This window comes from Alteromonas sp. AWJ4_199 (genome assembly GCF_056159165.1).
In genome coordinates this window covers 1,219,324-1,233,411 of sequence record NZ_JBSWUR010000001.1, presented here as the reverse complement: position 1 = coordinate 1,233,411, position 14,088 = coordinate 1,219,324, and the positions used below count along the sequence as shown (strand labels likewise).

Annotated in this window: 12 protein-coding genes; all 12 read left to right on the top strand. The window is 47.5% G+C overall.

Annotated features, from left to right (window positions below):
• The first annotated feature begins 10 nt into the window (after positions 1-10).
• The 12 genes from mraZ to ACXAER_RS05325 are packed head-to-tail and all read left to right on the top strand — an operon-like array spanning position 11 to position 14,088.
• Positions 11-469 (top strand): division/cell wall cluster transcriptional repressor MraZ, encoded by a 459-nt coding sequence (mraZ, locus tag ACXAER_RS05380; protein ID WP_012519465.1) that lies wholly within the window; start codon positions 11-13, stop codon positions 467-469.
• A complete protein-coding gene (gene rsmH / locus ACXAER_RS05375) occupies positions 466-1,407 on the top strand; it encodes a 16S rRNA (cytosine(1402)-N(4))-methyltransferase RsmH (RefSeq protein WP_474827310.1) in 942 nt (313 codons plus the stop codon). Before mraZ ends, rsmH begins: the two co-directional genes overlap by 4 nt.
• A complete protein-coding gene (ftsL, locus tag ACXAER_RS05370; RefSeq protein ID WP_118492788.1) occupies positions 1,404-1,739 on the top strand; it encodes a cell division protein FtsL in 336 nt (111 codons plus the stop codon). The genes rsmH and ftsL overlap by 4 nt, the downstream gene beginning before the upstream one ends.
• Positions 1,736-3,511 (top strand): peptidoglycan D,D-transpeptidase FtsI family protein, encoded by a 1,776-nt coding sequence (locus ACXAER_RS05365; protein WP_474827308.1) that lies wholly within the window; start codon positions 1,736-1,738, stop codon positions 3,509-3,511. The genes ftsL and ACXAER_RS05365 overlap by 4 nt, the downstream gene beginning before the upstream one ends.
• On the top strand, positions 3,501-5,066 hold the full coding sequence (locus ACXAER_RS05360) for a UDP-N-acetylmuramoyl-L-alanyl-D-glutamate--2,6-diaminopimelate ligase (protein ID WP_474827306.1): 1,566 nt from the start codon (positions 3,501-3,503) through the stop codon (positions 5,064-5,066). The genes ACXAER_RS05365 and ACXAER_RS05360 overlap by 11 nt, the downstream gene beginning before the upstream one ends.
• Complete coding sequence (locus tag ACXAER_RS05355) at positions 5,063-6,472, top strand: UDP-N-acetylmuramoyl-tripeptide--D-alanyl-D-alanine ligase (protein ID WP_474827304.1); 1,410 nt, start codon at positions 5,063-5,065, stop codon at positions 6,470-6,472. Before ACXAER_RS05360 ends, ACXAER_RS05355 begins: the two co-directional genes overlap by 4 nt.
• Positions 6,466-7,548, top strand: coding sequence for a phospho-N-acetylmuramoyl-pentapeptide-transferase (gene mraY / locus ACXAER_RS05350; RefSeq protein WP_014950432.1), 1,083 nt, complete (start codon positions 6,466-6,468; stop codon positions 7,546-7,548). The genes ACXAER_RS05355 and mraY overlap by 7 nt, the downstream gene beginning before the upstream one ends.
• 21 nt (positions 7,549-7,569) lie before the next feature.
• Positions 7,570-9,114, top strand: coding sequence for a UDP-N-acetylmuramoyl-L-alanine--D-glutamate ligase (murD, locus tag ACXAER_RS05345; RefSeq protein WP_474827302.1), 1,545 nt, complete (start codon positions 7,570-7,572; stop codon positions 9,112-9,114).
• The gene (gene ftsW, locus ACXAER_RS05340; RefSeq protein ID WP_474827300.1) at positions 9,111-10,535 is read left to right on the top strand and encodes a cell division protein FtsW; all 1,425 of its coding nucleotides are present in this window, start codon (positions 9,111-9,113) and stop codon (positions 10,533-10,535) included. The genes murD and ftsW overlap by 4 nt, the downstream gene beginning before the upstream one ends.
• Positions 10,528-11,658, top strand: coding sequence for an undecaprenyldiphospho-muramoylpentapeptide beta-N-acetylglucosaminyltransferase (gene murG, locus ACXAER_RS05335; RefSeq protein ID WP_474827298.1), 1,131 nt, complete (start codon positions 10,528-10,530; stop codon positions 11,656-11,658). The genes ftsW and murG overlap by 8 nt, the downstream gene beginning before the upstream one ends.
• Positions 11,658-13,103: a UDP-N-acetylmuramate--L-alanine ligase gene (murC, locus tag ACXAER_RS05330; protein WP_474827296.1), complete on the top strand. Its 1,446-nt coding sequence runs from the start codon at positions 11,658-11,660 to the stop codon at positions 13,101-13,103. Before murG ends, murC begins: the two co-directional genes overlap by 1 nt.
• A gap of 1 nt (position 13,104) precedes the next feature.
• A complete protein-coding gene (locus ACXAER_RS05325; RefSeq protein ID WP_474827294.1) occupies positions 13,105-14,088 on the top strand; it encodes a D-alanine--D-alanine ligase in 984 nt (327 codons plus the stop codon).

The window sequence follows — 14,088 nt, the reverse complement described above, 5'->3', positions numbered from 1 at the left end:
GGCTAGGGGAATGTTCCGCGGCGCTAACGCAATCAATCTGGATACAAAAGGCAGACTGGCTATACCGACGAAGTATCGTCAGTCGCTGCTGGATGATTGTCAGGGACAACTGGTCTGCACAGTCGATACACAACAAAGTTGTTTGCTGCTTTACCCACTTCCCGAATGGGAAGAGATTGAGCTAAAACTCTCTAAACTTTCAAGCATGATCCCAGCCGAGCGTCGCTTGCAGCGATTGCTACTAGGTTATGCTTCAGAAGGTGAGATGGATAAAAGCGGGCGTATTCTTGTTCCTACTCCACTGCGAAGTTTCGCAAAACTCTCAAAAGAAGTCATGTTAGTTGGTCAGTTAAACAAATTCGAAATTTGGGATGCCGATATTTGGGCGCAACAAGTTGAAGCTGATATAGACACCGAACGCAAAGGCGAATTTGAACTTACCGAACGATTACAGGACTTTTCTCTATGACGCAGCCTAGCGAATTTAAACATATTTCAGTATTGCTTGACGAATGCATTGAAGCGCTGGCGATTAAACCAGATGGTATTTACATTGACGCTACTTTCGGCCGTGGTGGGCATTCAGCGCATATTTTGAGGGCTCTAGGTGAACACGGGCGACTCATCGCCTTTGACCGTGATCCGCAAGCAATCAAAGCGGCAGAACGCTTCGCTGATGATAAACGTTTTAGCATTATCCACTCACCGTTTGGTGATATGGCAGAAGAAATCGAGGCGCTAGGGCTAACTGGCAAAGTTGACGGTGTGCTTATGGATTTGGGTGTGTCTTCACCTCAGCTAGACGATGCGGAGCGTGGCTTTAGCTTTTTACGTGACGGCCCACTCGACATGCGTATGGATACGTCTCGTGGACAAAGTGCTGCAGACTGGTTGGCTAGCGCAGAAGAGCAAGACATTACACAGGTCATTAAAGAATTCGGCGAAGAAAAGTTCGGTAAGCGCATTGCTCACGCTATTGTAAACACACGTAAAGATGCACCTATTACGCGTACTGCACAGCTTGCCAAAATCATCGATGAAGCCGTACCTGTAAAAGACAAATTCAAGCACCCTGCAACCCGTGCATTCCAAGGTATTCGCATTTATATCAATGCTGAGCTAGAGCAACTTCGCGTGGGTCTTAAAGCTGCCACACAAGTGTTAGCAAAAGAAGGTCGATTAGCCGTTATTTCATTTCACTCGTTAGAAGACCGCTTGGTAAAGCGCTTTATTAAGGATCAAAGTAAGGGGAAAGTTGTACCGCACAATTTACCGATAACCCAAGCTGAAATAGATGCCGATAAAGTGCTTAAAGCTCTGGGTAAAGCAATAAAACCTTCAGAACAGGAGATTGCGAACAACGTTCGCTCTCGCAGTTCGGTATTACGTGTGGCAGAAAAGTTATGACCAAAGCCATACCAGACAAGGCCAGCACTAATTTCAAATTACTGCTCATTATTGTTTCAGATTTGACCCGCAACAAGTTGCGGGTTTTGTTGTATTTAATGGTTATCACAAGTGCTATGGCTGTGACCCTTAGTAGTCATCACAATAGACAGCAAGTCATTGCCCTTGAAGACCTTATGCAAGAGAAAGATGAGCTTGATGTTGAGTGGCGTAACCTGGTGCTTGAGCAACGTGCGCTGACCGAGCATAACCGCATAGAAAACCTGGTTGAGAAGCAGTTGGAAATGTACCGCGCTACTGCAGACGATGAAGTAGTGGTGAGGCTAAAATGAGTACATCAGCACTTTCTCGTAAGCGCAAAAAGACAGGCGCAAAACAAAATGTAACGCCAAGCTTGGTGCACTGGCGTTTTGTGGTTGTGCTTATTGTAATCATGCTAGTGTTTGGCGTATTAGCCGCTCGCGCAGCTTACATTCAAGTTATTGAACCTGATGAATTGATTCAACAGGGTGACAATCGCACGCTTAGAACCCGAGATATGCCTACCTATCGCGGGCTTATCACCGATAGAAACGGTGTTGAGCTAGCGGTAAGTGTTCCTGTTCGCGCCATTTACGCAGACCCTAAGATTATCCATGAGAACAACGGCTTCGAGGAAGAACGCCGCTGGGAAGCGCTGGCAGATGTACTGCGCCAAGACGTCAATGAACTGAAAGAAAAAGTGGCAAACCCTAAACGCCGCTTTGTTTATTTGCAGCGTCAGGTGTCGCCCGCTATGGCAGAATACGTTGATAAACTGGACATTCCAGGCATTTATCTTCGTCGTGAAAGCCGCCGCTACTATCCTACCGGTGAAGTTTCAGCGCAGTTAATCGGCGTAACCGATGTTGACGACACGGGCGTTGAAGGCTTAGAGCGCATGTATAATGAGTGGCTCACGGGCACGCCGGGTTCTCGCAAAATACGCCGTGATGCGAAAGGCCGTCAGGTAGAAATCTTAGAAACTAAATCTGGTGAAAAAGCCGGTGACCTGCAGTTGACTATCGATCAGCGCATTCAAGCACTTGCTTACAAAGAAATTAAAGAAGCCATGATTTACTATCAATCAAGTTCGGCTTCAGCCATCGTTATCGATGTAAAAAGCGGTGATGTATTAGCTATGGTTAACGCGCCTTCCTTCAACCCGAACGACAGAAGCAAATTGTCTGCGCACAGAATGCGTAACCGTGTTATTACCGACGCATTTGAGCCGGGTTCAGCATTGAAGCCGCTGGCCGTGCTTACTGCATTAGAATTCGGTGAAGTTGAGCCTGAAGATTCAGTAAACACCCACCCAGGTTGGATGCGTTTAGGCGGTAGCCTAGTAAAAGATTCGCGCAATTATGGCGAGCTAACGCTAGAAGAAATCATTCAGCATTCCTCGAATATGGGTACATCAAAGCTGGCGTTGTCTGTGCCTAAGCAGTTCCTGCTGGATACCTACTACAACATGGGCCTTATGAGTGATACTGGGCTGAACATGGCAGGCGAAAGCAGTGGTATTTTCCATGAGCGTAGCCGCTGGTCTGAATTTGAGTTAGCCACACTGTCATTTGGGTACGGCATTTCTGTAACCACGGCACAGCTAGGACGTCTTTACGCTACATTGGCAAACGGCGGCGTTAAAACACCTCTTAATATCATTAAATCGCCAGAGCAACCGTCGTGGCAAGCTCAATCAGAGCGTGTGATCAGCGAAGAAAACGCAAAAGCCATTGTTCAAATGATGGAAAGCGTAACCCAGCGCGGCGGCACGGCAACCAAAGCTGCAGTTCCAGGTTATCGGGTAGCGGGCAAAACAGGTACCAGCCGCAAAGCAGTAGCCGGCGGTTACGGTGAAGAGTACGTCAATATTTTCGCCGGTATTGCACCTGTGTCTGACCCAAGACTAGTGACTATTGTGTTGATCAACGAACCCGGCGGCGATTTGTATCACGCGGGGGATACCGCTGCACCTGTCTTTTCATCGATTATGGGTGGTGCACTGCACATGTTAAACGTTACGCCCGATGACAAGCAGGTTACGTCAAGTCGCTTATTGAAAGGAGGTCAAAGTGGTAGTTAGTGCCTTTATTCAAAGTATTAAAGCCTTGTTAGCAAAATTTGGTGTAGATGCCCCCGATATCCGCATTGAGGGTTTAACGTTAGATAGCCGTGAAGTGAATACGCGCTTAGCGTTTGTTGCAGTTAAAGGGCATGAACGTGATGGTCGCGATTTTATACCTCAGGCAATAAGTTTAGGGGCTCGTGTAATTCTGGCGCAAACTGAAGACAGTAGTGCCCATGGTCAAATGGAAATGCGCGACCACAGCGTCATCATTTCGCTTTATGAACTACCACAAATGCTCTCTGCATTAGCTGCTGCATTTTATGACTACCCTGCTCAGAAAATGACGACGGTAGCAGTGACAGGGACAAACGGGAAAACCTCTACAGTTCAATTGCTTACCCAGCTTAAGGATGCGTTAGGTACACGTAGTGCAAGCATAGGAACCTTAGGAAGTAGTGTGTTTGAGGGCGATGAAACTCAGTGGTCGAACACGCCAGCGGCAAATACCACCCCCGATGCCATACGTATGCAATATTTGTTGGCAGACTTTGTGCAAAGCGAAGTGCGCCATACGGCCTTTGAAGCAAGTTCTCACGCATTGGTTCAAGGTCGGCTTGGTACTGTAAAAACCGATATCGCTGTTTTCACCAACCTTACTCGTGACCACTTAGATTATCACGGCACAATGGAAGAGTATGGCAGAGCCAAGCGCTTGCTACTTCAACAGCCGGGTTTGAAAGCTGTAGTGTTAAACGCTAACGACGATGAAAGTAAGAAGTGGGATGGTGCAGCAGATAAGACGATTACACGCGTCTGGACAGGTATAGATGAAAGTGGTCTGGATGGAAGCGGTGAAAGTGAGTTCTTGCGCAAACATAACAATCCACAAAGTCGCCATTGTTTCGCCACAAATGCTTCTTATCATGCAGGTGGATGTAGCTTCGAACTGATGAGTTCGTGGGGAAGTGCTGCTATTTCGCTGCCACTATTTGGAAAGTTCAATATAAGCAATGTACTTAGTGCTATGGGTACGCTACTCGCTGAAGGTGAACGTTTTGATGACGTGGTGAACGCGGTAAATGCAATTACGCCTGTACCCGGGCGAATGGAAGTTTTCCCTGTAACGGGTGCGGCGAACCTAGTGGTGGACTACGCGCATACGCCAGATGCTCTGGAGAAAGTGCTGTTAAGCGCCAAATTCCATACCACAGGCAAAGTGTGGTGTGTGTTTGGCTGTGGCGGGGACAGAGACAAAGGTAAGCGACCACTAATGGGCCAGGCTGCTGAGTCAGGCGCTGACGCTATTGTGATCACCACCGACAACAGCAGAAGCGAAAGCCCTGAGTCTATTGCCAAGGACATCATCGCGGGCTTAAAAAATTCTGAGCTGGCAGTGTCTATACCCGACCGCGAGCAAGCTATTCGTCATTGCCTTGAGCATGGGCATGAAAGCGACATCATCATTGTGGCCGGAAAAGGCCATGAAGATTACCAAATTATCGGTGACAAAAAGACTAACTATAACGAACGTGCAGTTGTGGCGCGACTGCAACAGGAGTACAGCAAATGATAACAACAACGCTGTCATGGATAGCCGAAAAGGTTAACGGAAAATTATTAAAAGGTGCTGCTGACACTGAAGTATCAGCAGTAAGTACCGATACCCGCACCCTAGAAGATGGCGCAGTTTATTTGGCATTGAAAGGCCCTAATTTTAATGGCCATGATTTTATTTCAACGGCTGAGAAAGCGGGAGCTAGCGCGGTTATTGCCAGTGAAGACGTAGCAACCTCGTTACCTGTCATCATGGTTGAAGATACCAAAGAAGCACTTGGTCTATTAGGTGCGGCAGTAAAAGCTTATGTGGCGCCCAAAACGATTGCAATTACCGGAAGCAGTGGCAAAACCACCGTAAAGGAAATGTGCGCGGCTATTTTGGAGCGAAGAGGCAATGTATTAGCCACAAACGGTAACTTCAATAATGATATCGGTGTGCCGCTAACCCTTCTACGCCTTGAACCTCAGCATGAATACGCGGTTATGGAGTTAGGCGCAAATCACATTGGTGAAATCGCCTATACCACGAACCTTGTTAAGCCGGACGTCGCGACTATCGTAAACGCCGCCGCTTCTCATCTAGAAGGCTTTGGCAGCTTGCTAGGTGTGGCGCGCGCTAAAAGCGAAATCTTTAAAGGCTTAGGCAGTGAGGGCGTGGCGGTAGTCAATGTTGATAGCCAGTTTGCCGAATTTTGGCAAGGCAAACTTAAACAGACCAAAACGCTTACGTTTTCGCCCCAGCAGAAAAACGACGCTGACTTTAGAGCAGAAGATATCACCATTGGATTAGATGGCTGCGCTGCATTCCATTTGGTTTGCCCACACGGTGAGATGTCTATTCAGCTAACAATTCCAGGCGTTCACAACGTGGGTAATGCCCTTGTTGCTGCTGCGCTAACGTTACAAGTTGGAGCCACGTTAGAAAATGTGCGAGATGGTTTACTTGCCATGAAGCAGGTTAGTGGGCGTCTCAATGTGAAACAACTTACCGAACAGGTTCGCCTTTTAGATGATACCTACAACGCCAACGTGGCGTCTGTTAATGCAGCAATTGATACGCTAAGTAGCTTTTCAGGCATTCGCGTTCTTGTTCTAGGCGACATGAAAGAGTTGGGTGAAAAGGCGCGTTTTTACCACGAGCAGGTGGGGGAATACGCTAAACAAAAAGGAATTAATTACCTGTATACCATGGGCGTTTTGAGTCAATCAGCAAGTGCTGTGTTTAATGAGAACGGTGGCCATTTCAGCGATGTTGAAAGTTTGTTGGCCGCAATGGAGAGTGATTTGTTAGTGCAGCAGCGCGATATTTCAATTTTAGTTAAAGGTTCACGCAGCTCCAAAATGGAGCGTGTGGTAGAGGCGGTAGAGGCCTCTGCGCTGGGAAAGCACGATAGCCGTCGGGAGCGAATAGCATGTTAATTTGGCTAGCCGACTGGCTGACACAATTCGATTCAGGGTTTAACGTATTTTCATACCTTACCCTTCGTGCAATTTTAAGCACGCTGACCGCGTTACTTATTGCCATTCTTATTGGCCCTAAGATGATTCGCTATTTGCAACGTATGCAAATTGGTCAAACCGTACGTGATGATGGCCCGCAAAGCCATTTATCAAAATCAGGCACACCTACCATGGGCGGGTTACTCATACTCGCGGCTATCGTGGTAAGCGGCCTGCTTTGGGCTGACCTGACTAACCGTTATGTGTTGGTAACCCTTACCGTGGTTGTGGCCTACGGTATTATTGGGTTTGTCGACGACTACAGAAAAGTGATCCGCAAAGACTCTAAGGGGCTCATCGCCCGTTGGAAATATTTCTGGCAATCGGTAGTTGCATTAGGGGTTGCGTTCTATCTATATAGCAGCGCAACGATAAGCGCTGAAACCTCGCTACTGGTGCCTTTCTTCAAAGAAGTGTTCCCGCAGTTAGGGGCGTTCTTCATCATCATTACTTACTTTGCCATTGTAGGCACAAGTAACGCGGTAAACCTTACCGATGGGTTGGATGGACTCGCCATCGTTCCAACCATACTAGTCGCGGGCGCATTTGCCATTTTTGCCTATGTGACAGGCAACGCGAACTTTGCCGAATACCTGAATATTCCTCATATTCCGCTCACCAGTGAACTGGTGATTGTGTGTACCGCCATGGTCGGGGCTGGCTTAGGCTTCTTATGGTTTAACACGTACCCAGCACAAGTGTTTATGGGAGATGTTGGTTCACTAGCACTAGGCGGCACATTAGGCGTGCTTGCAGTACTAGTGCGTCAGGAACTCGTGTTAATCATAATGGGTGGTGTTTTTGTTATGGAAACCTTGTCGGTCATCCTTCAGGTAGGTTCTTACAAATTGCGTGGTCAGCGAATTTTCCGCATGGCGCCTATTCACCATCACTATGAATTGAAGGGCTGGCCAGAGCCGCGGGTTATCGTGCGTTTTTGGATCATTTCAATCATTTTGGTATTGGTGGGTCTTGCTACCCTCAAACTTAGATAAGCGGTAAAGAGATAAATCGTAATGTCGTATAACGTACGTGAGCATAGTTATGTAGTCGGTGGCCTAGGTGTTACAGGTCAGGCTTGCGTGCGCTTTTTGTTGCAAAAGAAAGCAACGGTTAAAGCGTTTGATACACGTGCTAATTTTGCTTCACCTGCTGATCTTGATGGTGATCTCGACTCTGGCATGCAAGCTTTTATGGCAGAGAAGGTCACTTGCCATGCCTTAAGCGAAGATTACTTCGATGGTGTAGACACCTTGGTGTTAAGCCCGGGTCTTGCCCCTAATATTGAACAAGTTGCCTTGGCAAATTCTTGCGGAGTAGAGGTTATTGGGGATGTCGAGCTGTTTGCCCGCCTAAATACACCTGAAAATAGCACTGCGCCAGCTAAGCGCGTAGTAGGTATAACCGGTTCTAACGGTAAAACCACGGTTACTTTATTAGTGAACCATCTGCTTAAAAGCTGTGGCGTAAAAAGCATTGAAGCGGGTAACGTAGGCCGCCCTGTGCTTGAAGCATTGGAAAGCGGTGCAGATGTAGTGGTGATGGAGCTATCAAGTTTTCAGCTTGAAACAACCTCTAGCCTGGAACTTGAAGCTGCCACAGTGCTTAATATTTCCGATGACCACCTAGACCGTCATGGTACCCTTGAAGCCTATATTGATGCCAAGCATCGCATTTTTGATAACGCAAAATCTGCGATTGTGTGGCGAGACGGTGAGTTTGTAGCGCCAGACGAGCAGATTATTGCTGATGCTAAGGCTAATGTTGCATTAAACGCCGTATCTAATGCAGTATCTGATGGCGAATCTAATGCCGCGTCTATTGAAGAGTCGCTAGCGTCAAAAGATATTGTTGAATATGGACTGGGAGAGTCGACTACAGGGTTTGCGATTGCGGCTTTTGACGGTGACGATAGTGCTCGTGACGACGCACAAAGTCTATGCATCACGTTTGACGGCGAAAAGCTTATTGCCCTTAGCGATATTCACTTAGCGGGCATGCATAACGTGCTAAATATTATGGCTGCATTAGGCATCTGCCTCCAGCTAGGTGTTTCGCCTGAACTCGCGGTTAAACACCTACATAGCTTTAAATCTGCACCACACCGGTGTGTGGAAATAGCTCGTGTAGACGACGTCCGCTATATCGACGATTCCAAAGCAACCAACATTGGCGCAACGGTTGCGGCCCTTGAAGGGCTAGCCCCGACTATACAAGGGAAGCTGATCCTTATTGCCGGTGGTGATGCTAAAGGCGCGGATATGGCAAACCTAACACCATATCTAGAGCAGCACGTTTCCCATGTGTTCGCCTTAGGTAAAGATGCACACCTTTTTGAAAAAAGTTTTGCGCATACCACTCGTGTGGCAACCATGAAAGATGCCGTAAAAGCAGCAACAAGGCTTGCTGCCCCTGGTGATGTAGTGCTGCTTTCGCCTGCGTGTGCAAGTTTAGATATGTTTAAGAACTATATGCATCGCGGTGACGTGTTTAAACAAGATGTATACGACCTACATAATTTACACGTTGAAGACAACGGCGCTGTGGGGGCCGCATCATGATGACTGCCTCTACTAAACTTAGCGCGTTATTTGCCGCGAAGCACGACGGCCAACCTTCAGCTAAACATCCCTATGACGTGACGCTGATATTAATCGCGCTGGCGCTAATGAGCATCGGCGTTGTTATAGTAACCTCGGCGTCGATGCCGGTGGCCGATAGGCTGCACGACAACCCCTTCTATTTTGCTATTCGCCACGGTATTTACATTGTTGGGGCGATCGTTGCCGCTATGGTAGTGCTGAATTTGCCCATGCAGTTTTGGCGTATGACCAATCCCTATCTTCTGCTTGCGGCCATCGCGCTATTGCTAGCAGTACTGGTAGTGGGAAGAACAGTAAACGGGAGTACCCGTTGGTTGGCAATTGGGCCTATTACCATTCAAGCTGCCGAACCTGCTAAGCTCTTTTTCTTTGCCTATTTGGCAGGGTATCTAGTACGCCGTTACGAAGAAGTTACCGAGAATCTAAAAGGATTTATTAAACCCCTTGTCGTGTTCTTTGCGTTAGCGATGCTATTACTGCTACAGCCAGACTTAGGTACCGTCGTTGTGATGTTTGCTACTACAATTGGCTTGTTGTTTTTAGCAGGTGCACGACTTTGGCAGTTCTTCGCACTGGTGTTTGCAGGCATATTGGCGGTTGTAGCGCTTATCGTGTTCGAAGAATACCGAATGAAACGGGTTACCTCTTTCTTAGACCCTTGGGCCGATCCATTTGGGGCAGGTTATCAGCTTACCCAGTCTTTAATGGCCTATGGCCGTGGCAACTGGTTTGGGCAAGGCCTGGGTAACAGCTTACAAAAATTGGAGTTTTTGCCTGAAGCACATACTGACTTTGTTATGGCTATTTTGGCAGAAGAGCTTGGCTTTGTTGGCGTACTCGCGGTACTCGGCCTCATTTTGTGGATGGTGTTGCGTGCGCTGAGTATTGGAAATAAGGCACTTGAAAAAGGCCGAGCGTTTGATGGATACATGGCTTACAGCATAGGCATTTGGTTCAGTTTCCAGACCGCGGTAAATATTGGTGCAAGTGCCGGCATCCTACCAACCAAAGGGTTAACACTGCCGTTGGTTAGCTACGGTGGCTCGTCACTTATCATTATGTCAGTAGCGGTAGCCATATTACTTCGTATCGATTTTGAACTACGCGTTGATGGCGTACAGGCGATTGGCCGAGGAGACAGCAAATCCGGCAAAAGCAAAGCCCGACGTAAAAAGCCTATTCCTACAAGCGCGTCTCAATCTAAAGCGGCACATGATGATGATGAAGCGAGTGTAGAGAGCAATACAGATGAATCAGGCTTTTCTACAGCGACGGTTGAAGCTAAACCTAGCGCCAAAACATCAAGTGCGGAAGATGAAGGCAAGGCCGGCATTAAAGCCATACTCGCGCGCGTAGCGCAGGAGGCTGATAATGGCTAAGCGTTGTTTAATTATGGCTGGTGGTACAGGCGGACACGTTTTTCCTGGTCTTGCAGTAGCTAACGCGCTTCGAAATGAAGGCTGGGATATTCATTGGCTGGGCACTGCCGAGCGAATGGAAGCGCAAGTCGTGCCTAAGCACGACATACCTATTCACTTTATTCCCGTAAAAGGGCTTCGTGGCAAAGGTATGTCTGCACGTATTCAAGGTGCTGTCGCTTTAGTAAAAAGCTTATTTTCTGCAAGACGAATTATAAAACGTCTACAGCCGGATATTGTTATTGGTTTTGGCGGCTATGCGAGCGGTCCTGGCGGCGTTGCAGCGAAGAGCTTAGGTATTCCTGTGATAGTGCATGAGCAAAATGCAGCGGCAGGCATGACTAATAAGCTTCTCAGTAAATTTGCAAGCCGTGTGTTGCTTGGCTTCAACGATGCTAAAGAACAATTTTCAGGGGTTGCAGATAAGGTGCATACTGTTGGCAATCCTGTTCGCGATGAAATTTGGCAGGTGATACCTAAACCTGTAGACATTAACGCAGACGCTCGTGCAAACACCTTTGAAAACACCAGTGAGCACAAGCAAGGTTTAAATATGCTTGTAGTTGGCGGCAGTTTAGGTGCACAGATTTTGAATAAAACTGTGCCTGAGACATGCGGTGTATTAGAAGGATTGTCAATAAAGCACCAGTGCGGTAAAGGCAACAGTAAAAGTGTTGTTCAAGCTTATAAATCCGTAGGCGCTGATATGGCGAAAGTTGATGTCAGTGATTTTATTGATGATATGGCCGCAGCCTATGAATGGGCCGACTTTATTGTCTGTAGAGCCGGTGCGCTTACGGTGAGCGAGGTTGCAGCAGCGGGGCGTGCAGCGATTTTCGTACCGCTACCTTTTGCGGTGGACGATCACCAAACGAAAAATGCGCAGTCGTTAGTGAAGCAAAATGCGGCACTGATGATTGCTCAATCAGTATTGAAAGAAAATTTAGGGCAGGCGGTGCGTCAGTGGTTACAACACCCTGAAGACTGCTTGAATATGGGGGGCGTTGCAAAAACATGTGCAAGCACTCATGCCACGGAAAATGTAGTAAGCCACGTAAAAAGCGTGGTAGGAGTAGGGGACTAATGGTTTTTAAAACCCCATTTGAAAGCCCGCAAATGCGCCGGGTTAAAAATATATTCTTTATTGGTATCGGCGGTGCCGGTATGGGTGGTATTGCCGAAGTATTACTAAACGAAGGTTATGCTATTGCTGGCTCTGACATTCAAGAAGGGCCAATGACCCAGCGCTTAAGCGAATTAGGTGCTGATGTTAAAATAGGTCATCGCGCGGAAAATGTCGAAGGCATGGACGTTATTGTGGTTTCTAGCGCCATCAATGAGCAAAACCCAGAAATTATCGTAGCTCGTGAAAAGCGCATTCCGATCATTCGTCGTGCAGAAATGCTTGCTGAACTGATGCGCTTCCGCCACGGTATTGCAGTAGCGGGTACCCATGGAAAAACGACTACAACCAGTTTGATTTCGACGATTTTCGCAGAAGCTGAGTATGACCCTACCTTTGTTATTGGTGGCTTGCTAAACAGTGCCGGTACGAATGCTCGCTTAGGCAAAAGCCGCTACCTTATAGCAGAGGCTGATGAGAGTGACGCGTCCTTCCTTCACTTGCAGCCAATGGTATCGGTTGTGACCAATATTGAAGCGGACCATATGGATACCTATGGTGGCGACTTCTCGAAAGTAAAAGATACCTTTGTTGAGTTTTTGTCAAACCTACCGTTTTACGGTCAGGCCATCGTATGCGGTGACGATGCGAATATTCAAGAGATTCGTCCTCGCATAGGCCGAAGCATTCTCACCTACGGCTTTGAATCTCATAACGACTATCGTGCAGAGAATATCTCACTGTCATTTGGTAAAGCGAGTTTTACCGTTATACGCCCAGAGCGTGAACCGTTAGATATTACGTTGAACCTCACCGGTAACCACAACGTGCTTAATGCCCTTGCTGCTATTGCTGTAGCAACGGATGAAGGTGTAGATGACGATGCAATCATTCGCGCGCTAGCCAGCTTTGGCGGCATAGGCCGTCGTTTCGAGCAGCTAGGTACGTTTACTACCAGTAAAGGTGAAGTGTGTTTGGTGGATGACTATGGTCACCACCCAACGGAAGTTAAAGCGACTATCGCTGCGGCTCGGGCAAACTGGCCTGATAAACGCTTAGTTATGGTTTATCAGCCCCATCGCTTTACGCGAACCCGCGACCTTTACGAAGACTTTGTTGAAGTACTGTCGAGCGTTGATGCGCTGTTGCTTCTAGATGTTTACGCCGCCAGTGAACAGCCCATTGAAGGTGCTGACAGTAAAGCATTGTGCCGATCTATTCGTCAGCGAGGACAAATAGAGCCTGTATACGTGGGTGACAAAGACGCGCTGCCAGGAATTTTGGCGAATATTATGCAAGATGGCGACATCGTCATGACCCAGGGGGCCGGTAACATCGGACAAATTGCCAAGCTTCTAGCACGCCATGAGTTAGAGCCTGCAACACTTGCTAAGGAAGGGGAATAAGATGTTTACACCTTCAGTAAGTGTTAAGTCACAGAAAACGCACTCGACAAATGAGTATGGCAAAGTCGCAGTGCTACTTGGTGGTGATTCTGCTGAGCGCGAAGTATCGCTTAACTCGGGCAATGCGGTATTAAATGCCTTGTTGAGACAAGGTGTTGATGCGTTCGCGTTTGACCCAGCAGAGCGACCATTGACCGACCTTATCGACCTCAACGTCGATAGAGCGCTCATTATGTTGCACGGTCGCGGTGGTGAAGACGGCTCTATGCAAGGCGCCCTTCAGTTCCTAAAAATCCCCTACACAGGGAGCCGAGTTTTAGGTTCTGCGCTGGCAATGGACAAAATTCATACTAAGCAAGTGTGGCAAAGTTTAGGCTTGCCCACTGCAAAATATGAAATTGCTGATAAAAGGCACTTTGAAGCTGGTAAGTGCAGCGCTATAATGGATAAATTGGGGAATGAAGTCATGGTAAAACCGGCCAGAGAAGGGTCGAGTATTGGCATGGCGAGAGTGACAAGCGCTAAACAGCTCGAAACTGCCATTCAGGACGCCTTTAAATACGATAATCAAGTCCTGTTAGAGCAGTATATAGACGGCCCTGAATTTACTGTTTCTGTATTACAGGGGCAGGCGTTGCCGTCTATTCGCATGTCTACTCCACATACGTTCTATGATTATGCTGCGAAATATCAGGATAATACAACAGAATACTATTGCCCAAGCGGCTTGTCTGAAGAGCAAGAAGCACAGTTAGCAAAATTAGCATCTCGTGCTTTTGACGCTATTTCTGGCAGCGGCTGGGGAAGAATTGATGTTATGCAGGACAACCAAAGGCAATTTTACTTGCTAGAGGCGAACACAGTACCTGGCATGACAGAAAAGAGTTTGGTGCCGAAGGCAGCCAAAGTTGCAGGATTAACATTTGACGAACTGGTACTAAGTATTCTTTCTACCAGTTTTGATGACGTTGCAAACAAGGCGTAA